19 protein-coding genes are annotated in these 17,932 nt (G+C 56.7%); 12 read left to right on the top strand and 7 right to left on the bottom strand.

Annotated features, from left to right (window positions below; translation table 11 throughout):
• The first annotated feature begins 5 nt into the window (after nucleotides 1–5).
• From HKD32_RS02270 to HKD32_RS02245, 6 genes are read left to right on the top strand one after another with little or no spacing between them, the layout of a single operon-like run.
• Entirely contained in the window at nucleotides 6–992 is a 987-nt protein-coding gene (locus HKD32_RS02270) for a KpsF/GutQ family sugar-phosphate isomerase (protein ID WP_061929243.1), read from the top strand.
• Nucleotides 989–1,756, top strand: a complete 768-nt coding sequence (gene lptC, locus HKD32_RS02265; protein ID WP_023945057.1) for an LPS export ABC transporter periplasmic protein LptC — start codon at nucleotides 989–991, stop codon at nucleotides 1,754–1,756. The genes HKD32_RS02270 and lptC overlap by 4 nt, the downstream gene beginning before the upstream one ends.
• Nucleotides 1,753–2,694 (top strand): LptA/OstA family protein, encoded by a 942-nt coding sequence (locus HKD32_RS02260; RefSeq protein ID WP_061929241.1) that lies wholly within the window; start codon nucleotides 1,753–1,755, stop codon nucleotides 2,692–2,694. Before lptC ends, HKD32_RS02260 begins: the two co-directional genes overlap by 4 nt.
• A complete protein-coding gene (gene lptB / locus HKD32_RS02255) occupies nucleotides 2,691–3,446 on the top strand; it encodes an LPS export ABC transporter ATP-binding protein (protein WP_061929239.1) in 756 nt (251 codons plus the stop codon). The genes HKD32_RS02260 and lptB overlap by 4 nt, the downstream gene beginning before the upstream one ends.
• A 9-nt stretch (nucleotides 3,447–3,455) precedes the next feature.
• Complete coding sequence (gene rpoN, locus HKD32_RS02250) at nucleotides 3,456–4,778, top strand: RNA polymerase factor sigma-54 (RefSeq protein ID WP_082905289.1); 1,323 nt, start codon at nucleotides 3,456–3,458, stop codon at nucleotides 4,776–4,778.
• A gap of 36 nt (nucleotides 4,779–4,814) precedes the next feature.
• Nucleotides 4,815–5,165 carry a DUF3147 family protein gene (locus HKD32_RS02245; protein WP_061929238.1) on the top strand — a complete coding sequence of 117 codons (351 nt, stop codon included), beginning with the start codon at nucleotides 4,815–4,817 and terminating at the stop codon, nucleotides 5,163–5,165.
• Nucleotides 5,166–5,186: 21 nt separating this feature from the next.
• On the opposite strand, the gene HKD32_RS02240 is transcribed toward HKD32_RS02245, so the two are convergent.
• The gene (locus HKD32_RS02240; RefSeq protein ID WP_061929236.1) at nucleotides 5,187–5,951 is read right to left on the bottom strand and encodes an AraC family transcriptional regulator; all 765 of its coding nucleotides are present in this window, start codon (nucleotides 5,949–5,951) and stop codon (nucleotides 5,187–5,189) included.
• A 118-nt stretch (nucleotides 5,952–6,069) separates the two neighbouring features.
• Between HKD32_RS02240 and HKD32_RS02235 the strand changes: the two genes are divergently transcribed.
• Entirely contained in the window at nucleotides 6,070–6,465 is a 396-nt protein-coding gene (locus HKD32_RS02235; RefSeq protein ID WP_061929234.1) for a nuclear transport factor 2 family protein, read from the top strand.
• A 112-nt stretch (nucleotides 6,466–6,577) separates the two neighbouring features.
• On the opposite strand, the gene HKD32_RS02230 is transcribed toward HKD32_RS02235, so the two are convergent.
• Complete coding sequence (locus tag HKD32_RS02230; protein ID WP_061929231.1) at nucleotides 6,578–7,027, bottom strand: lysozyme inhibitor LprI family protein; 450 nt, start codon at nucleotides 7,025–7,027, stop codon at nucleotides 6,578–6,580.
• Nucleotides 7,028–7,052: 25 nt separating this feature from the next.
• Nucleotides 7,053–8,672: an ABC-F family ATP-binding cassette domain-containing protein gene (locus tag HKD32_RS02225; protein WP_010501311.1), complete on the bottom strand. Its 1,620-nt coding sequence runs from the start codon at nucleotides 8,670–8,672 to the stop codon at nucleotides 7,053–7,055.
• Nucleotides 8,673–9,047: 375 nt separating this feature from the next.
• Between HKD32_RS02225 and fucP the strand changes: the two genes are divergently transcribed.
• Nucleotides 9,048–10,382, top strand: coding sequence for an L-fucose:H+ symporter permease (gene fucP, locus HKD32_RS02220; protein WP_010501308.1), 1,335 nt, complete (start codon nucleotides 9,048–9,050; stop codon nucleotides 10,380–10,382).
• Between the two features lie 56 nt (nucleotides 10,383–10,438).
• Here the strand turns inward: fucP and HKD32_RS02215 are convergent, their stop codons facing one another.
• Entirely contained in the window at nucleotides 10,439–11,605 is a 1,167-nt protein-coding gene (locus HKD32_RS02215; protein ID WP_061929229.1) for a phosphatidylinositol-specific phospholipase C1-like protein, read from the bottom strand.
• A gap of 216 nt (nucleotides 11,606–11,821) precedes the next feature.
• On the opposite strand from HKD32_RS02215, the gene HKD32_RS02210 reads away from it, so the two are divergent.
• Nucleotides 11,822–14,209 carry a TonB-dependent receptor gene (locus HKD32_RS02210; protein WP_061929227.1) on the top strand — a complete coding sequence of 796 codons (2,388 nt, stop codon included), beginning with the start codon at nucleotides 11,822–11,824 and terminating at the stop codon, nucleotides 14,207–14,209.
• Between the two features lie 100 nt (nucleotides 14,210–14,309).
• Here the strand turns inward: HKD32_RS02210 and HKD32_RS02205 are convergent, their stop codons facing one another.
• The 3 genes from HKD32_RS02205 to HKD32_RS02195 all read right to left on the bottom strand — a co-directional run bounded on the left by HKD32_RS02205 (nucleotide 14,310) and on the right by HKD32_RS02195 (nucleotide 15,519).
• Nucleotides 14,310–14,672 (bottom strand): RidA family protein, encoded by a 363-nt coding sequence (locus HKD32_RS02205; RefSeq protein WP_010501302.1) that lies wholly within the window; start codon nucleotides 14,670–14,672, stop codon nucleotides 14,310–14,312.
• A gap of 9 nt (nucleotides 14,673–14,681) precedes the next feature.
• Entirely contained in the window at nucleotides 14,682–14,933 is a 252-nt protein-coding gene (locus HKD32_RS02200) for a DUF1150 family protein (protein WP_010501299.1), read from the bottom strand.
• 76 nt (nucleotides 14,934–15,009) lie between these two features.
• Nucleotides 15,010–15,519 (bottom strand): Hsp20 family protein, encoded by a 510-nt coding sequence (locus HKD32_RS02195; RefSeq protein WP_061929225.1) that lies wholly within the window; start codon nucleotides 15,517–15,519, stop codon nucleotides 15,010–15,012.
• A gap of 165 nt (nucleotides 15,520–15,684) precedes the next feature.
• Here HKD32_RS02195 and def point away from each other — a divergent pair, with 165 nt between their 5' ends.
• Genes def through truA form a run of 3 tightly spaced genes read left to right on the top strand, consistent with a single transcriptional unit; the run spans nucleotide 15,685 to nucleotide 17,929 of the window.
• Entirely contained in the window at nucleotides 15,685–16,239 is a 555-nt protein-coding gene (gene def, locus HKD32_RS02190) for a peptide deformylase (protein ID WP_167347205.1), read from the top strand.
• Between the two features lie 6 nt (nucleotides 16,240–16,245).
• Nucleotides 16,246–17,157 carry a methionyl-tRNA formyltransferase gene (fmt, locus tag HKD32_RS02185; protein ID WP_061929223.1) on the top strand — a complete coding sequence of 304 codons (912 nt, stop codon included), beginning with the start codon at nucleotides 16,246–16,248 and terminating at the stop codon, nucleotides 17,155–17,157.
• Nucleotides 17,150–17,929, top strand: a complete 780-nt coding sequence (truA, locus tag HKD32_RS02180) for a tRNA pseudouridine(38-40) synthase TruA (RefSeq protein WP_061929221.1) — start codon at nucleotides 17,150–17,152, stop codon at nucleotides 17,927–17,929. The genes fmt and truA overlap by 8 nt, the downstream gene beginning before the upstream one ends.
• Nucleotides 17,930–17,932: the final 3 nt, after the last annotated feature.

Raw genomic sequence — 17,932 nt, 5'->3', positions numbered from 1 at the left:
GAATCATGACCTGCCACGCTGTCTCGCCGCTTCCCTCAGCCCTGCACACTCTTGCAGCGGAACGTCAGGGCCTTGAGGCGCTGGAAGCAGCCTTTCAGTCCTCGCTCGGATCTGCCTTCACACAGGCTGTGGACCGTATTCTGAACTGCGCTGGTCGTCTGATTGTCACGGGTATTGGCAAATCCGGACATATAGGGCGCAAGATCCAAGCCACTCTGGCCTCCACCGGCACCCCCTCCCTTTTTGTGCATCCTGCCGAAGCCTCTCATGGGGATCTAGGCATGGTGGCACCGGGCGACCTGATTCTGGCCCTGTCCAATTCTGGAGAAACTGCCGAGCTTGCCGCAATTCTGGCATACGCCGCCCATAAAAAGCTGGGCGTGATTGCGATAACCTCCGTTGAAACATCTGCGCTCGCCCGTGCGTCGGAAATTGCGCTCGTGCTTCCAAAAGCCAGAGAAGCCTGCCCCATGGGGCTGGCTCCAACGACCAGCACACTTCTCCAGCTTGCTCTGGGCGACGCGCTGGCCATTGCGCTCCTCGAAAAACGTGGCTTTACCGCCAATGATTTTCAGACCTTCCATCCCGGCGGCCGCCTAGGCGCCAGACTGCGACCAGTGCGGGAACTGATGCACACCGGCGACGCTTTGCCTCTCGGGAAGAACAGCCTTTCACTCCGGTCGGTTATTCTGGAGATGACACGCAAGGCTTTCGGGTGCATGGGTGTTACAGACGACGCAGGTGTCCTCTGCGGCCTCATCACGGATGCAGACCTCCGCCGTGCCCTGCACCGTGATCTCGATGCGACAACGGCTGAAGAAGTGATGAACCGGTCACCGATCACGACCACCCCCGCGACTCTGGCACAGGACGTTCTGCTTCTTATGAATGCACGCTCCAAACCCATCACAAGTCTTTTCGTCGTGGGCGAAGATGGGCAACCACAGGGCATCATTCACCTGCATGATCTTTTGCGGGCTGGTCTGGCATGAGCACGCCTCAGGACGACAAACGCCCCCGGCGTGATGATTTCGCCGAGAACCGCAGCGAGAGCCTTGCCAAACTCGATGCCCTCCGCCGTGCGGCTTTTGACAGGGTGCGTACCGCTCCAAATGCAGAGCAGCTCGCCCGCAGGCGGTCCCTGCTGGGTTTCGCCAAATGGGCCCTTCCCGGCTTGGCACTGGTTCTGCTCAGTTCAATTGCGGCCTGGCCTGAGATTTCCCATCTCGTGAACCAGAACCGTGCGGCCCTGAAAGAAATGGCCCGGCTTCGCGTCGAAAGCGGCAACATGGAAAATGCCGTCTATCGCGGTCTGGACGCGCATAACCATCTCTACATGATCACGGCCCGCACCACGCATCAGCAGGGGCCTGACCGTGTGGATCTGGTGGACCCTGTGGCGGATATTGAGCTTTCAGGGAATTCCTGGGCTCATATCAAGGCCGATCGCGGCGTTTACATGCAGCATGAACAGACCCTGAACCTTGATGACCACGTCGTCCTGTATCGCGATGACGGCACACTCATGAACGGTCCATCTGCGGATATGGACCTGAAACAGGACGTGATTGCATCGCGGGACTGGGTGCACGCCGAAGGACCATTTGGCACGCAGGATGCTCAGGGCTATTTCCTGGACCAGCATGCGGGTATCATGCAGTTTACAGGACCGGGTCTGACGGTCCGCAATGATGATAACGGTCCCCCTTCCCCGGCGGCCCGCCTCCGCCAGGAAGGAGCCAAGACAGAGAAATGATGAGCCGCATCAGCCGACTGCTTCCCATTGCAGGACTTCTTCTCGCGACCGCAGCCACTCCCGCCGCCTATGCGGACGGGCTGGACATGTCTCATGGCGAGGCTGTCAAACTGTTCTGGAAAAACGAAGAAATCTACGACCGCAACGCCCAGACCGTCACCCTGACAGGGGGCGCCCGCGCCGTCCGTGGTGATGTGACGGTCGATGCCGATACACTCATCGGATATCTCCGCAAAAAGACAGCGCCCGACGGCCAGCCAACACCGCCGCCGCCAGCAAATGGCCAGAGCGGCGAAGCCGACCCGATGGGCGGCTCGCTTGAGCTGTATCGCATCGAGGCACGCGGGAACGTCCATATCTATAACCAGACAGATCAGGGCTGGGGCGATCACGCCCTGTACGACATGGATCAGGCCGTCATGGTCATGACGGGCAAGCACCTGAAGCTGACGACGCCACAGGACGTTCTGACGGCACGGGACGTCATGGAATATCATTCCAAGACCCGCATGTCCGTTGGCCGTGGAGATGCAACCGTCACGACTAATGATGGCAAGCAGGTCAAGGCAGACGTTCTAGTCTCCTTCAGCGCCCCGGATTCCCCTGCACCCGCCGGCCAGCCCCAACCTGCCAGCACAGATGGTAATCCACTCGGTGGCGGATCGTCCAAGCTGGATCGTGCCTATGGCTGGGGCCACGTTGTCCTGCGCACGCAGACCCAGACCGCAACGGGTGACCGTGGCGTCTATGTTTTCGCGACGCAGATTGCCCGCCTGATCGGCCATGTTCACGTGACGCAGGGCCAGAACCAGAACAACGGGTCGCAGGCCATCGTGAACATGAAAACCGGGATTGCCACGATGCTGCCAGGATCGGACTCTCCTATTCAGGGACTTGTCGTTCCCAACGAAGCCAACAGCAGCCAGGCCCCAAAGTGACCGAGACACCTTCCACAGCTCCCGTGCTTCAGACCGGCCTTGTCGCCAGCGGTATTGGCAAGACTTACAAGAAGCGTGCCGTCGTCAAAAACGTCTCGCTTCAGGTTCAGCGTGGCGAAGCCGTGGGTCTGCTCGGACCGAACGGCGCGGGCAAAACCACCAGCTTCTATATGATCGTGGGACTGGTTCAGCCTGACACGGGGTCCATCACGCTGGATGGTGCAGACATCACGCAGCTTCCGATGTATCGTCGTGCCCGCCTTGGCGTTGGCTACCTACCGCAGGAAGCCAGCATTTTCCGTGGGCTGAACGTCGAACAGAACATCATGGCGGCGCTGGAAGTGATCGAATCCGATCCTGAAAAGCGCGAAACCATGTTGAACGGCCTTCTGGCCGAGTTCGGCATCACGCATCTTCGCCGTTCCCCGTCTCTGGCGCTGTCTGGCGGTGAGCGTCGTCGTCTGGAAATTGCCCGCGCTCTGGCCAGTCAGCCGAACTACATTCTGCTTGATGAGCCTCTGGCCGGTATTGACCCAATCGCCGTGGGTGAAATTCGCGATCTTGTGTCCCACCTCAAGGATCGTGGCATCGGCGTGCTAATTACGGACCATAACGTCCGCGAAACGCTTGAAGTCATTGACCGCGCCTACATCATGCATGGCGGTCAGGTTCTGATGGAAGGCACACCGGAAGCCATCGTCGCGAACGAAGATGTGCGCCGGGTCTATCTTGGAGAGAACTTCTCGCTCTAATCTGACGGGATGCTCAGTCCCGGTCTGATACAGCGTCAGTCGCAGTCGCTCGTTATGACGCCACAGTTGCGTCAGGCGATTGCAATGCTGCAACTGGGTCATCAGGAACTGACGCAGTCTCTCCAGCAGATTGCAGAACTCAACCCCCTGCTCGTTCTTGAGCCAGCCGATACAGTCGCGCTTCCAGAACCTGCCGAAGCGCCCGATTATCATGACGACGATCCAGATCGTTTCACCTCAGGAGCGGAACAACCTGAAACCGCCGCTCCCGGCCCTTCCCTCCATGACGATCTTAGCAGCCAGATCCACCTGACCTTTCCTGAACACCGGGATCGGGCCGCTGCCCTCTATCTTCTGGCCAGCCTCGACGATGCAGGGCGCCTTCCCGAGCCTGTTTCCGACATCGCACACGTTCTCGGCATGGAAACAGCCGCTCTTGAGTCTATCCGACGCATTCTGATGCGACTGGACCCTGCCGGCCTGTTCTGCCGATCACTGGAAGAGTGTCTGGCTGTGCAATTGGAACGCTGTGGTCGGCTCGACCCCGCCATGAAAATCCTGCTGGCCAATCTGGACCTGCTAGCCCGGCGTGACTGGCGGCTTCTCCGACAGAAATGTCAGCTTGAGCAGGATGACCTTCTCGATATGCTGACAGAAATTCAGGCCCTCAATCCCCGTCCTGGTTTCGACCCGCGTCATCCCGTCCACCCGATCCAGCCCGATCTGATCGTCCGCAGGAACGGGGACGGTTTTCGCCTGACATTCAACCATCGCGCCCTGCCTCGTTGCCATGTGGACACGGATATTCAACGGCACATCGACGGCAGCACGGAGACAGGGCGACAACTCCAAACCTATGCCAATGAAGCCAGCGCCGTCATCCGGGCGCTGAAGATGCGTCGCCAGACCATTTTGAAAGTCGGAGCAGAAATCATCCGCCAGCAGGCCGCTTTCTTTGAAGACGGAATCTCTGCCCTCCGCCCTCTCACCATGCGCGAGCTCGCGACAACAATAGACGTGCACGAAAGCACGATCAGTCGTGTTGTAAACGGCAAGTACATGGATACGCCACGCGGCATCGTGCCACTTCGCATGTTCTTCTCAACAGCCCTTCAGGCCAGTGACGGCTCCGTTCAAAGCGCCAGCGCCATTCAGCACCGTTTGCGCGCTCTTATCGCTGCAGAAGGAGACGACATTTTACCAGACGATGCCCTGACAACCCTGCTTCAAAAAGAGGGCTTTGCCATTCAGCGCCGCACCGTTGCGAAGTACCGCGAAGGTCTGGGCATCGCAAAATCGAGCCAGAGACGCCGGTTGAAGAAAACGTCCTGATAGCTTCTTGCCTTATTGGCCGTTAGGGTCTGCTCCATGCTGCATCTCGCCATAAAAGCCCTGATCTCCGGAATGCTGATCGCGATCGCGTCCACGCTAGCCCGACGTTATCCAGGCTTTGGCGCACTTATTGCCTCTCTGCCGCTCGTTTCGGTGCTAGGCATGATCTGGCTGTGGAACGACAAACCAGACCCCGCGAACATGGCCGCCCATGCCGAGGCGACATTCTGGTATGTGATGCCATCATTACCCATGTTTTTGTTGATCCCGGTCCTGCTACGGCATGGATATGATTTCTGGATCTCCCTCACCCTCGGCTGCTGCCTGACGATTGCCTTGTATGGTGCAATGACGTGGATCGGACCACGCTTCGGACTGCATCTCTGACAACAGAAAAGTGCCGGCAGCTTAGCCCAGATGCCGCACGCTACGCTGTTTGCCGTAATCGCTGGGGCTTAATCCTGTGTTCTTTTTGAAAGCCTCAGCAAAGGCGCCAAGACTTTCATAGCCGACACTGAAAGCAACAGAGGTTACAGTCTCACCACGCACCAACCTCTCCTGAGCATTCAGGATACGAAGACGTTGCTTCCAGATTGAAAAAGGCATCTGCGTTTCGGCCGTGAAATGTCGCACAAATGAGCGGACAGACAGTCCCGCCAGAGCAGCCCAGTCTTTCTGGGCACGGCGATCAGCCGGATTTGCACAGAGTACCTCTGTCACCCGACCAAGCCGGGAGGATTGAGGAAAAGGCAGGGACGCGTTTCTTCGCGGCACAGACAGAAATTCGTCCCAGAAACTCTCCGCCAGACGCGCCACAGGCGGGGACCATTGAGACCCTTCAGCAGTTTGCGACAACCGCTCTGCCTGAGCCCCAAGAAGGCGGGAACATTCTGCAAGAAATGGCTCTTGCGGCAGATCAGCACACGCCCCAGGACAAACATAGAGACTCCACCCCGCTACTGCTCCATGAGAGCGAGCCTCATGGCAAAACCTGGGAGGCAACCAGAGAACCGATCCCGGGCCAACCAGCCAGTAAGCCGCCGCGCCCCTGATGCCCACTACACCGCTTTCAATACCCAGGAGCTGTCCTTCGACATGCAAGTGACCCTCCGTTTCCCGTCGCGTATCCTGTTGCAGGTTTTTTCCAAAAAGCCACGGCGATGTGTCACTCATCCGGACAGACCCCAAGATTATTATTTGGCGCATATGAGTCGAAGTATGGCTTGAGATCGGAAGAACGCCAAAGACAATCCCGATATCGTGTCCTTACAAGTTTACGGAGGACATCCCCATGTCAGACTTCAATCCAGAACAGATCATCCGGAAAATTTTTGCAGCTTTCACCGACTTCTCGTCAGACCCGGCAGCACTGTCAGCTTTTATGACACCGGACTACCGCCAGTTTGTCGATGGTCGCGAGATGACACTCGACGAGTTTCAAAACCACGCTATGTCTTTAAGACGCCTTCTGAAAATGCTCGAAATCGACATCCAGCAAATTGTCTGCCAAGGCAATCAAGCCGCGACGGTGCATATTGCTCGAGCCACCCGCCTCTCAGGCAAGCAGAGCCAGATCAAAGTCATCGCTTTTTACCAGTTCAACAACGGCCGACTATGCCTTGTCGATGAACTGACGCATGTTCTGAACGGCCACGACGGCGATAAATCGCTCGGATCTGTGCAATAATACTTTCACTAATACTTTCCCAGTCGAATATTATTTTTAAATTTTTTGAAAAATGCTCTACAAAAAACTTTTATCATTTAATGGGTTATTTCCTGTATGAAAATAACCGCGATCAAGGAGACGCCTCTCCATGCGGATGCGGAGGAGCAGCGTTTTGCCTCGCTCCAAACTTCTCGGCCAGCCACCAGTAACCGTCCCTGAGATCGGAAATCCGATGTCGCGCTAGGGCTTCCCGACAGGCAGGAAGCGCCGCCAGCCCCGCAGTACCACCTTCAAACAGATCGTGCTCCGCCTTACAGGTCTTGTCACGATAATGAAGCCAAGCCTGCTGTGCTTCCTGTAGCTGGGCTTTCCGGCTGTCTGCCAATACCGTCAGGATCCGATTGTAAACAGCGTCCAGTTCCTTATCAGCCTGCTTTGCGGCCACTGTCAGACAGTTGACTTGGTCCACGCCGCTTCCGGCCTGTTTGCACGGGGCAGTAGCCGCGTTGTAGTGCTGAGCCAGCGCAGGGAATGCGAGGAAACAGGCTCCGATCAGAAGGCACATCTTCCAACCTGCCATCTTTATCCCCCTCGCCCGGAACGCCTTAATGCAGACCCGGAGCTTCCTGCCCAGTCCGCGCGACATACTCCGAGTACCCACCCCCATACTGGTGAATACCCTCAGGCGTCAGTTCCAGAACGCGATTAGACAGAGCCGCCAAAAAGTGACGATCATGGGAAACGAACAGCATCGTGCCATCATAATCCGCAAGGGCCGTAATCAGCATTTCCTTGGTGGCCATGTCCAGATGGTTGGTCGGTTCGTCGAGCACAAGGAAATTCGGCGGATCGAACAGCATCAGTGCCATCACCAGACGCGCCTTTTCGCCACCAGACAGAACCCGACAGCTCTTTTCCACTTCATCGCCCGAAAAACCAAAACCACCCGCCAGCGAGCGCAACGCTCCCTGATTGGCCTGTGGGAAGGCATATTCCAGCGTCTCAAAGATGGTCTTGTCGCCATCCAGAAGATCCATGGCATGCTGGGCGAAGTAACCAACCTTGACGTTGCTTCCAATCGTGACCGTTCCAGCATCCGGCTCAGTCGTCCCCGTCACCAGCTTCAACAACGTGGACTTGCCCGCACCGTTGACTCCCATGATGCAGCAGCGTTCCCGACGGCGGATCATCAGATCCAGCCCATCATAGATCGTGCGGCTTCCGTAGCGCTTGTCCACACCCTGAATGTTGACCACCACATCTCCTGAACGCGGCGCAGGCGCGAATTCAAAACTCATGGCCTGACGACGCTTCGGCGGCTCGACACGGTCGATCTTGTCGAGCTTCTTCACACGGCTCTGAACCTGCGCTGCATGAGACGCACGGGCCTTGAAACGTTCGATGAAGTTGATTTCCTTCGCCAGCATGGCCTGCTGACGTTCGAACTGAGCCTGCTGGTGCTTCTCGTTCAGGGCGCGCTGCTCTTCATAGAACTCATAGTCGCCGGAATAGGTTGTGAGGTTCCCACCATCAATCTCAATCACCTTGTTGATGATGCGGTTCATGAAGGCACGGTCATGAGACGTCATGAGCAGAGCGCCGTCATAACCGGACAGGAACTGCTCCAGCCAAATCAGGCTTTCCAGATCAAGATGGTTGCTCGGCTCATCAAGCAGCATCACATCAGGCTTCATCAGAAGAATGCGGGCCAGAGCCACACGCATTTTCCAACCACCAGACAGGCGCCCAACATCGCCATCCATCATTTCCTGGCTAAAGCCAAGACCATGCAGAACCTCACGTGCCTTCCCATCCAGCGCGTATCCGCCAAGATCCTCAAACCGGCTCTGCACTTCACCGAAGCGCTCGATGATGCTGTCCAGCTCATCCATGCGTTCCGGGTCCGCCATGGCCGCTTCCAGTTCAGCCAACTCTGACGCAACTTCCGAAACGGCCCCCGCACCGTTCATGACTTCAGCCACGGCGCTATGGCCAGACATTTCACCCACATCCTGGCTGAAGAACCCAATGGTCACACCACGATCCGTCAGGACATTGCCTTCATCAGGCTCTTCCTGTTTCGTGATGAGACGAAACAGCGTGGACTTTCCCGCGCCGTTCGGCCCTACCAACCCCACCTTTTCGCCTTTCAGCAAAGCGGCCGAGGCCTCGATGAAGATGACGCGCTGGCCGTTATGCTTGCTGATGTTATCGAGACGAATCATGGGTCCTCGGAGGCACTGGGAGCTGGGAATAAATGGCTGTCGGGACTTACCCTTATCCCCGCATGGGCGGAACCCCTAGAAAAGCCCCTTCATCCCGATACACCTTACATTTATGGCGTCATAAGCCCCGGTGTCGGGTCATGCGTGCGTTATCCCAGATGGCACAGTCCGCTCTCCCTGACCCGGAACCTCCATGCAATGTGATCCCCTCAAAAAGCCAAGACATTGAACAAATCAGGGAATAGCGCTTTTAAAACATTATATGTGTGATATGTGCACTTAATATAACAACAAACCCATACCCTTCATGCTGACACCGGCGTGAAGGGGGCGATTTTTATCTTTAGCGCTCAATCCAGTTCCGTGAGGCAATCTGTGGCCAAATCTGACCCTATCGTCCAGCTTCCGGACGGCTTTTACCTGAACCGCACACCATTGCTGGCCTTTGGGCTGCTCTGTTGTCTGTTCTCTCTTTGGGGCTGTGCAATGAGCCTCAATGACGTGCTGATCGGGCAGTTCCGTAAAGCCTTCATGCTGTCGGATTTCCAGTCCGCCCTCGTGCAGTTCTCATTCTACATCAGCTATTTCGTGCTCGGCATTCCAGCAGGTATGATCATCAAGCGTTTCAGCTACAAATGGTCCATCCAGTTGGGGCTGTTCCTATACCTGATCGGCTGCTGCCTGTTCTTCCCCGCCGCTCACTTCGCGACATACCAGATCTTTTTCGTCGCTCTTTTTGTCGTCGCAGCGGGACTGGTCTTCATTGAGACTGCTGCCGATACCTATTGCACCCTGCTCGGCCCTCCGGGACGCGGAACGCATCGCCTGAACTTTGCCAGCGCGTTTCAGCCAATTGGCGCCATTCTCGGGTCCAGCATGGGCGCCTATCTGATTTTCAAGGATGGCGATCTGTCTCGTGAGCAGCTTTCCGCCATGCCAGCCGCTCAGGCCTGGCAGCATCAGCTTGGCATGATCCACGCCACTCTTGAGCCGTACATCTATATCCTTGGGGTGCTGCTGGTCGTCATGATCGCCATTGGCGTCACACGTTATCCGGCCTGCAAAGGACGTGATCAGCAGCGTAGCCACGAACTGGATACGACCGGGGCTCTCAAACGTCTGTTCGCTAACAAGCGCTTCGTCCTCGGTATCCTGACACAGTTTTTATATGTCGGCGCTCAGGTTGGGGTCTGGAGTTTCATCATCCGCCTCTCCATGCGTCTGGGGCACATTAACGAACGACAGGCCTCAGTGTACCTGATCGCCTCATTCTGCGCGTTCTTTATCGGCAAGCTGGTAGCCAACTTCTTCATGCGGCACGCACGCCCGGCGCGGGTTCTGTTTGTCTACAGCCTGCTCTGCATCGTTGCGCTGGGCTATGCAGTCATGGTGCATGACTTCACGGCTGTGTACGCGGCCATCCTCGTCAGTGGACTGCTGGGTCCGTGCTGGCCAACCATCTATGGCCTGACGGTCGATGAACTTGGTCATGACCGCGCATATGGCGGCTCCATTCTGGTGATGAGCATCAGTGGCGGCGGCATTCTTCCGCTTCTGCAAGGCTACATCTCAGACGCTACCGGCGGAAACATGCAGCTTGCATACATTGTTCCGATGGGATGCTTCGTCGTGATTGCAATGTTCGCGGCGTACTGCATGAAAAGCGGCGACGAAACGGCAGAACACGTCGTGTTCGACGCCACGCTCTGATCTACAAAAAAGGGCAAGCATCTGCTCGCCCTTCATAATCTGCGAGCCTGAAAAATTCAGTCCTTAATCAATGCGCCGTCATGACAGTCCTTGGGCGCATTGACCGGATTGCATCGAGCAACTGCCTGATTGGCAAACTGCACCTTGTAATCATGCCACTGCGCAGGCTCGATAGCCGGATAATCGGTGCTGATGATCTGGGCACCGCTCTTGAAAGAGACCTCCCGGCGGCTCAGATCATTCTGGCGCGCCTCAATCGTGTTGGCATCTGCTCGTGTCCGCACGAGATAACCCTGTCGCACCAGTTCCGGGATTTTCCGAGCAGCCTCAGCGTTATCAAAAGACGCGCCTTTCTGACCAGCGAACCCTTCATTGACCTCCGTATAAGCCGCATCCGGATCACCCGGTCGACCATTCGTGAACAAAACGCGCCCTTTCAGACCCGAGTGGTTCAACACATAACGGGCCGTATCCTGAGGACGATCCAGCACAAAGATGATCTTGCCGCGCGCAGACGCCAGTGTCGGCCAGCCTTTGGTTCGGATCGCCTCATTGACCGAAGAGGCCGTCCCCCGAACATCATCAGGAATCAGAAGATGATCACGACCGATAATATCCGTGATTTCCCTGTCCAGACGATCATAAGTTACAGGCGTAAATGTCTCAGGAACCGTAAAAGTCAGCTTGTCACTTTTAAACGGAATGTCCTGTTTTGTTTCAATATCAATAAAGATCGGGAAATGCTCAGGATGGTCATCTGACCACTTCCGAATGATCTGAAGACATTTGCTGAAAGGCTCGCAGTTCGAGTGCTGGTCAATGTCTACAATATGCATGACTTTGAAATCGGTACCTTGCATGGCAGCAGCAGACGCCGGATCAGTATCGGGAGTAATGCCGCTTTTACGTTCCCACTCTGGTCCCTTTGGATGACTGTACTGGCCGCCCTGAGTATCGGCATAAATATCGATTTCGAGTTGACGAACACCGCTATCAAGCTGTCGATCTAATGTTGTGTGCTTGTAATCCAGCGCTTCTGCGGCTTTCGGGGACACAGCCTGGAGCCATTTCAACGTAGCAGGCGAAATATCCGTCCGATAACTGTTGTGGGTTCCAATAATCTGAACCTGATTCAGGTGTAAATCATTCGGAAACCCCTCGGCAAAAGCAGTAGATGAAAGGCCAAGAAAAGAAAAAAACAGTCCGTACGCAAAGCGGTTCATGTGACGTCATCCATTTGTCAGAGGCGGCGCGATGACAGAGCACTCCAAGACGTATGACAACTGTAATATTTTGAACGTTTTATGATGATGACTTATTTGTTTCATTCCACAGTCATAAAAACATCCTTTGAAATGATCTGGAAGCGTCCGTAGTTCCACCCGTGCCTCCTTCCGGGAGGCGGCCCCAAGCCAAACGTGCCGTGTGATGGAATAACGATGCCTTCCTACAAAAGACGTTCTTTTTATCTGCTTTGTGCCTCCGCACTCGTTCCAGCATTGGTCTGCAGCACCGGTCCGGCTCAAGCTCGCGTCCATCACGCCGGGAAAAATCAGATCAAACAGACGCCTGTTGCCCCTGCTCCAAAAGCTGCACCGAAAGTACCCCATGATCTGGAAGGCCATTCAGCCGAGAGCATGAGCATCCATGCCAGCCGCCGGGTATTGGGCGGTGGAATGATGGTACATCATACGGAAGCCAAAACCATCAGCGCCATCACTCAGGAGTATATTTCCAAACAGGCCCCGACCGTTACGCCCGGCGTTCTGGCATCCAGCCTACCCGGCGTGCAGGCCACTAACGAAGGACCGTTGAGCACAACGGCAGAGACCATTCATATCCGCGGTCTGGATCAGACGCAGATCGGCATGGTGTATGAAGGCATTCCTCTCGCCGATCCATTCACCTATGGCGCTTATACGTCCGCCATGGTCGATAACGAGAACCTGGGATCTGTTTCGGTTAGCCAAGGATCATCAGATCTCACAGCGCCAGTTTATAACGCCGATGGCGCTCAGATGACACTGTCCCTGCGCCATCCCGCAGACAAAATGACAGCCTATGCGGAAGCCTCCGGCGGCACGCACAGCACAAACAAAGAGTTCGTCCGGTTCGACACGGGTGAAATCGGGCATAGTGGCGTTCGGGCTTTTGCATCCGGCTCTTATTCCAGCGCCAATCTCTGGCGCGGTCCGGGCCAGATGGATCGCTGGCATGTGGACGCCGCCATCGAAAAGCGCTGGGCTCCCAAAAGCAGTTCCGAACTGATTTTTGGATATAACAAAGCCAACCAGACCGAATGGCTCTACCCGACGCTGGCACAGTGGAAAACATACGGTACTGGCTACAACACGCACGCAACATATACGAAGGGCGACACGCTCTATTACAAGCTCAACACCAAAGCAACGAATGCCGTGGTAGGGGCGCTGAAAAACCATTTCGATTTCGGACATGGCCTGACGCTTGATGCAGAACCCTATGCCATCGAGACATTTGGTCCCAATAATTACGGCGTCAATATTCCGGCATCCAACGGCTATGTTGGCACCCAGCAGTATTCATCCCTGAACGGGTATGAAGGCCAGACAGGGAATGTTACGGCCATCAGTATTCACCCATGGGTCCAGACGTCCAGCGGCATCAATCTTGTGGGGGCATGGCATCGCGGCTTCAACACGCTGAAGCTCTCCTACTGGTATTCCTATGCGGTTCATACCGAATATCAGAACCATTATCCGGTCAACGCATCCGGTCAGTACACGGAAAATAACGGCTACCTGACGGCCTTCAACAACGTGTCTGTCAGTCAGTACAACATCAATGGCTTCCAGCAACTGAACGCCATCGGCCTGGAAGACCAGGTCAAACTCTTCCATGACCGCCTGACCATCGACGCAGGCCTGCGTGCCAACATGATCTCCCGCAGCTTCAGTCAGGATCTGCCAGGAGCCAATTTCAAGTCCGTGGAGAACATGTTTGTTCCCATCCCTCAGGTCCTGATCAGCTACCAGTTTGATCCGAAAAACCAGATTTACGTGAACGGCACGACCGGCTACCGCGCACCGTCTTCCTTCCAGGCACAGGTTCCGGTTTACAGCTTCACAAGCGCGAATGCTGTTTCACTTCCGCTGGCTAATTTTCAGCCGGAATACATGATCGGCGAGGAAATCGGGTACCGCCATTCGGGCGATATCATGCTGAACGTGGCGCTGTTCAATTACAACCTGACGCATCACCAGATCACCAGCGTCTCGTATCTCCCCAACTCCACCATCATGATCAGCCAGCCGATCGACGCGGGTGGCGAAAGTGCACAAGGCGTGCAGGCTGAAATTTCAACGCGTCCCTGGCACCATATCAGCGCCTATGCGTCCGGGCAGTTCATGCATACGCGTGTCGGCAACAACATCGCCTATCAGGGCGACTATCTCCGCACGAAGGGCAAGCAGGAAGTCGCATCCCCAAAATTCACCGGCGCTCTGGGCCTAACCTACGACGACGGTACTAATTTCGCGAACTTCAACCTGCGCTATACGGACTCCCAGTACGCAACGCTGATGAACGACCAATCCATTCCATCCTACATCACGTCCGATATTTCGCTGGGTCGCTACCTTCCGAAAATTGGTCGGGTCCGCCCGAAAGCCATGCTGAGCCTCATGAATGTCGGGGACAGTCACTATCTGGCACAGGTCAACGGCTTCTCTGGCAATGCCACAACAACACGCGGCGTCTATGGCAAAACACTCTCCGCGTCCCAGCCAACCTATAGCGTCGGCACAGGCTTCGCTGCAGTTGTCTCCGTCTCTGGGACGTTTGAATAACGCTTAGGTTGGGATCTGAATGGTCCCGGAGAAACAAAAAAAAGCGGTACAGCCCTCGTCGGCCGTACCGCTTTTTTTATTGAGAGGCGCTGCTTTCTGTTCAGCGCAGGGCAGCAATCGCCGTAATTTCCACCCGCCATTCCGGATCAGCCAGCTTGGCTTCGACGGTAGCACGGGCAGGCTTGTGCCCCTTATCCAGCCACACATCCCAGGCCTTGTTCATATTCCCGATCTCGTTGATGTCGGTCAGGAAGATCTGAACAGACAGGATACGCGTCTTGTCCGTACCCAGATCCGCCAAAAGCGCGTCGATCTGGCGCAGAATGTCAGCTGTCTGGCCTTCCGTATCCAGCGTAGCGTCATCCGCGACCTGCCCGGCCAGATAGGCCAGACCGTTATGGGTCACGACACCGGCCAGACGGTTTTCTTCAAGATGACGAGTAATGTCGGGATTGGTGCTCACGCCTGAACCTTACTGAAGAAGAGTAGGAATCATTTCATGTTCGAGGATCGCGTCCATGGCGCTTTCCTCGTCATCTGCCACGGCCATGGGTGTGCCATCGGCAGCATGGATTGCCACCATCAGCTCACCGTCATGCATGACGGATCTCACATAGGCGAGCTGAGACATGCCCAGCGTACGAAGCTGTGGTCCCGTGATCCGCCTCAGATCTGCCGGGAGCGCCTCTTCGTGCCCATCACTGTTTTCGAACGGATTGTTCAATTCCTGATCCTTACTGAAACCTGTGGGCTTCTCTGGCGCCAGTCAGGTTAAAACATACAAGCTGTCAAAAAACGGTTTATTCGTCGTCAAGATCGCGCACCGGTCGTGCCCGGCGTGGCTTGACCACGGGCGGAACGACTTCGTGCTGCACAGTCTGAGGCGTGCCTGTCGTCCGACGACCCTGCGTGATGGCTATCCGCTTTACGCGAACTTCCGGCTCGGGACGCAGAAGATCGATATGCAGCAGGCCGTTATCAAGCCAAGCCCCACCAATTTCGATGCCTTCCGCCAAAACGAACGCCTTGTGGAACTGCCGTGCAGCAATCCCACGATGGAGGAACACGCGGCCCTGACTGTCATCTGTCTGGCGACCACGGATCACAAGCTGGTTGTCTTCCTGCGTGATCTGAAGATCATCCATCACAAACCCCGCCACAGCCAGCGTGATCCGCAGGGCTGTCTGGCTCAGTTGTTCGATATTGTAGGGCGGATAACCGTCGGACGTAGATTTGGACGCGCGCTCAAGCATCTGCTCAAGATGATCGAAACCAAGAAACATGGGTGACGTAAACAGACGACCGGACATAGGGCTTGAGCCTCCTCCATGAGCGAGACAATGGGTATCAGACCCTCCATGAGGCACCTGACATCAGCACAGGATATGGTGGAGCACCCCAAAGATGCAAGTTCTGCCTTGGGAAATGCCCCTCAGGACTGGCACAAAAGCCTCACCCTCGCTACATCGCAGAGCATGAGCGAATTCGATTTCCTGTCCGGCATCGATGCGGTGCCCCCGACCCCGATCCTGATTGCCCCGGCCCCCGTGCTGCGTCAGGTCGCCCGCGAAGTGCGCGCGGAAGACATGGCGTTCCTGCGTGAGCGGCTTCCAGGCATGTTTTCCGCCATGTACAAGGCCCCCGGCATCGGCCTCGCCGCGCCGCAGGTCGGCCTTGGCATGCGCTTTGCCCTCGTGGATGTCGCCGAGGAAGATGCACCCCGCGAGCCGATGGTTCTGATCAATCCGGAAATCGTCACGGATTCCGAGCAGATGGCCGTCCGGGAAGAAGGCTGCCTCTCCCTGCCGAACCAGTATGCCGAAGTGATCCGCCCCGAATCGATCCGCGTCCGTTACCGTGACCTTGCCGGCGAGATCATCGAGCGGGATGCGGATGGCCTTCTGGCGACCTGCATCCAGCATGAAATGGATCATCTGGATGGCGTCCTGTTCGTGGATCATCTGTCCACGCTCAAGCGCAACATGATCATGCGCCGCCTTGCCAAAGAGCAGAAGCTGGGAAGGCGTTAATCACCGATGCGTCTGATCTTCATGGGCACGCCGGATTTCGCGGTCCCGGCCCTGCATGCCCTCATGGCCGCAGGACACGAGATCGTTGCGGTCTATACGCAGCCTCCCCGCCCCGCAGGGCGCGGCAAGGCTGTGCGTCGCTCGCCTGTCCATGAAGCGGCGGAAGCTGCTGGAATAGACGTCCGTACGCCTGCACGCGTCCGCAAGGACATGGCAGAGCACGAAGCTTTTGCCGCGCTCAACGCCGATGCTGCCGTCGTCGCGGCTTACGGGCTGATCCTGCCCAAGGCCATGCTCGATGCGCCCCGTCTCGGCTGTCTGAACATCCATGCCAGCCTCCTTCCCCGCTGGCGCGGTGCCTCCCCGATCCAGTCATCAATCGTTGCGGGAGACAGCCAGAGCGGCGTCTCGATCATGCAGATGGATGAAGGCCTCGACACCGGCGCCGTGCTGCTAGAAGAAGCCACTCCCATCAGTGCGTCCGACACAGCCAGCACGCTACATGACCGTCTGGCGGAAATCGGTGGGCGACTGATCGTTCGCGCCTTGCAGGAACAGCCTGTCGCCGCCCCCCAGCCTGAAGAGGGCGTGACCTACGCGCATATGCTCAAGCGGGAAGATGGGCGGATCGACTGGTCCCGCAGTTGCGAAGAGATTGACCGTCAGATCCGTGGCCTGACCCCATGGCCCGGCGCATTCACGACATTGGATGATGTGGTGCTCAAGATTGGTGCCGCAACACCCGTGCCTGAACAGTCCGGCTCCGACGCGGGGACTGCCATTGATGACGCTCTGACGATTGCCTGCGGCACCGGCGCGCTCCGCATCGAGCGTATTCAGAAACCCGGACGCAGCATGATGAACGCCAGCGATTTCGTACGAGGACAAGCCGTCCCGAAGGGGACCCGTCTTGGCTGAGGACGACATCGCACGCTGGGCCTTAAAGATTGAATATGACGGCACAAATTACGTCGGCTGGCAGCGCCAGAAAGACGGCCTCTCCATCCAGACCCTGATTGAGGCTGCTGCCTCGAAACTGGTCGGCGGCCGTGCCGTCTCCAGCATCACAGCGGGGCGCACGGATGCAGGCGTCCACGCCTCCGGCATGGTGATCCATCTCGATTTCCCGGCGGATGCGCCGATCAATGATCGTCAGATCCGCGATGGCATGGGGTATTACCTTAAGCCCCACCCCGTCGTCGTGCTTCAGGCCGCGCCCGTCACTCTGGACTGGAGCGCCCGCTTCTCCGCGACGTGGCGCAGCTACCGGTTTACCATCCTCAACCGTCAGGCACGCCCCGCCTTGCAGGAAAACCATGTCTGGCACGTTAAGCGACCTCTGGACGTGGATCTCATGCAGGACGGTGCGAACTTCCTGCTCGGAACGCACGATTTCACATCCTTCCGGGCCATCGCCTGTCAGGCCAAAAGCGCGGTCCGTACTCTGGATGTTTTAAAAATCCACCGTGAGGGTGACCTCGTCCTTGTCGATACACAAGCCCGATCCTTCCTGCACCATCAGGTCCGGAATATGGTCGGCTCACTCGTCATGGTCGGATCACGCCAGTGGCCAGCAGAAAAAATGCGGGACATTCTAGAAGCGAAAAACCGCTGTGCCGCAGGGCCGACATCCCCGCCAGACGGCTTATGCCTGACAGGCGTCGGCTACCCTGAAGATCCGTTCGCCTAAGAC

This window comes from Gluconobacter japonicus, assembly GCF_015244665.1.
GTDB lineage: Bacteria > Pseudomonadota > Alphaproteobacteria > Acetobacterales > Acetobacteraceae > Gluconobacter > Gluconobacter japonicus.
The sequence above is the reverse complement of the archived record's forward strand: the minus strand, read 5'-3'. Positions and strand labels throughout refer to the sequence as shown.

What these genes read in the sequence shown, in the direction of transcription:
- HKD32_RS02210 (WP_061929227.1), top strand. Translation starts at nt 11,822, where the DNA reads ATGCCTTCCTACAAAAGACGTTCTTTTTATCTGCTTTGTGCCTCCGCA.
- fmt (WP_061929223.1), top strand. Translation starts at nt 16,246, where the DNA reads ATGCGTCTGATCTTCATGGGCACGCCGGATTTCGCGGTCCCGGCCCTG.
- HKD32_RS02225 (WP_010501311.1), bottom strand. Translation starts at nt 8,672, where the DNA reads ATGATTCGTCTCGATAACATCAGCAAGCATAACGGCCAGCGCGTCATC.
- rpoN (WP_082905289.1), top strand. Translation starts at nt 3,456, where the DNA reads ATGCTCAGTCCCGGTCTGATACAGCGTCAGTCGCAGTCGCTCGTTATG.
- HKD32_RS02230 (WP_061929231.1), bottom strand. Translation starts at nt 7,027, where the DNA reads ATGGCAGGTTGGAAGATGTGCCTTCTGATCGGAGCCTGTTTCCTCGCA.
- HKD32_RS02245 (WP_061929238.1), top strand. Translation starts at nt 4,815, where the DNA reads ATGCTGCATCTCGCCATAAAAGCCCTGATCTCCGGAATGCTGATCGCG.
- HKD32_RS02195 (WP_061929225.1), bottom strand. Translation starts at nt 15,519, where the DNA reads ATGTCCGGTCGTCTGTTTACGTCACCCATGTTTCTTGGTTTCGATCAT.
- HKD32_RS02235 (WP_061929234.1), top strand. Translation starts at nt 6,070, where the DNA reads ATGTCAGACTTCAATCCAGAACAGATCATCCGGAAAATTTTTGCAGCT.
- lptC (WP_023945057.1), top strand. Translation starts at nt 989, where the DNA reads ATGAGCACGCCTCAGGACGACAAACGCCCCCGGCGTGATGATTTCGCC.
- HKD32_RS02260 (WP_061929241.1), top strand. Translation starts at nt 1,753, where the DNA reads ATGATGAGCCGCATCAGCCGACTGCTTCCCATTGCAGGACTTCTTCTC.
- HKD32_RS02215 (WP_061929229.1), bottom strand. Translation starts at nt 11,605, where the DNA reads ATGAACCGCTTTGCGTACGGACTGTTTTTTTCTTTTCTTGGCCTTTCA.
- def (WP_167347205.1), top strand. Translation starts at nt 15,685, where the DNA reads ATGAGCGAATTCGATTTCCTGTCCGGCATCGATGCGGTGCCCCCGACC.
- HKD32_RS02270 (WP_061929243.1), top strand. Translation starts at nt 6, where the DNA reads ATGACCTGCCACGCTGTCTCGCCGCTTCCCTCAGCCCTGCACACTCTT.
- HKD32_RS02240 (WP_061929236.1), bottom strand. Translation starts at nt 5,951, where the DNA reads ATGAGTGACACATCGCCGTGGCTTTTTGGAAAAAACCTGCAACAGGAT.